The sequence below is a fragment of the Ancylomarina longa genome (assembly GCF_003996985.1).
GTDB lineage: Bacteria > Bacteroidota > Bacteroidia > Bacteroidales > Marinifilaceae > Ancylomarina_A > Ancylomarina_A longa.
Window position 1 is genome coordinate 1 of the sequence record NZ_RJJX01000063.1, and the last position, 1,518, is coordinate 1,518.

Genomic DNA, 1,518 nt, shown 5'->3' on the forward strand with positions numbered 1-1,518 from the left:
TTTGATCCAATCCGTAGGAATCAATAGAAAAGGCAAATCCCTTATGATACACCAGATCCGGCTCGGTTATTGATAGAGTGAATAGATCTGCCATTTCTTGAAATCTCTCTTCTGATTCAAAATCGTGGTGTAACGTGTATCCCCCCCTGTTCCGGTCATGGAATAGATGAAATAAATCAAAAAATGGATTTTTGTTCAAGACTGAAATCTTATTGGAACTGTCCATATCCGGTTCATCCTTCGGAACCATATCACATCCCGGATCTGATGAAATAGGATGAATTGAGACGGTATTTTGTAAATACGTAATTATCTTGAATATATTAACCATTTCTTTATTTTCCGATCGCCTGGAAGGGACAAAAGAAAGATMTTGTTSTTTCTTCAACAATTTCTGATCYCTAGTGGACCTCTCAGTAGGATTCGAACCCAGATGAAGTTCTGACCATCTGTCAGAGAAAAAAGAACGAAYGGMTCTTGTAGGATTCCCAAGAAATTCTTCGMTTTCTTCCGGAAGCAGATGATTAWTCATYYGCTTCTCACGTTCCGTGAATAGCCGGGRCATTGAGGAATAKCCRGAAAGGYATTTMGGGAATCGGTYTGATTCTATCTCTSTTCSTTCYGTTTGAAKAAAGGAAGGATCCMAAAGAATCGATCTTTCTTTTAGTTGTTGAATCTCTCTTTGATTGATCAATGTGTGATAGTGATATTCCGAATCCTCATTMCTAATGGAATCSAAAKGATCTMTGRATTGATCAGAAGATCCKTTCARTTGGCTAGAATYYGTTACTTGAACGAAAMTAGATYTTGTRGAATCATATTGMATATTTGACGATACRTTYCGTACCTTGCTAAAAAAYCKATCCTTGTTTACCAACCACACATTGTCTAACCAAATCMAATTCTCTCTCSATAYKTTCCTMAAAAAATCYGATTCGTGCGGATTCKTCYCCCAACTAAYGAAGAGATCTTGGYGGAATTGCCACATATGAAATTGAGCACAATTTTGCAAAGAAATAGCCCACTTGTTTCTCGAGAAGAGATGGGAAACATGCTCAATATCATTTGATTGAATAGTTGACCCAGCTCCTTGTTGTTTGMAGAAACCCTCCACWTCAATTGGTATTTTTTCACGAAAAGCARACATGAGATAACAAATCCAGTSTTTCACTAAGATTTCGAATAGCTGTCCCGAATTCAAGTTGATTATGTCTCGCCTCTTCCTCGGAGAAAGACGATCAAACAATTCCCAATCATGGCCCTTGCGGATCGGATCATCCATATAATATACAAAAAGAAACTCCAGATATTTGATATCTTTCTCTTTAAATGAGATATCAATTCCAGCGACGGTTTCATTAGATATCTTACAACAAAAACCCCTCTTTTTTCCGATCCAGTTCCTCCACCACCGCGAACTCCAGTTAGATTCAGGCATGATACACTTTTGAGTTATTGGGAGAACCCAAGTACTCTCTTTCGGATCCMKGAAACARCTCTCAGAGATCTTTTTTCCTT

General features: G+C 38.2%; 1 protein-coding gene. It reads right to left on the reverse strand.

What is annotated here, in order from left to right:
• Positions 1 to 331, reverse strand: a 331-nt coding sequence (locus DLK05_RS18975) for a Ycf2 family protein (protein WP_235832026.1), incomplete at its 3' end; no start/stop codon positions are given.
• Positions 332 to 1,518: the final 1,187 nt, after the last annotated feature.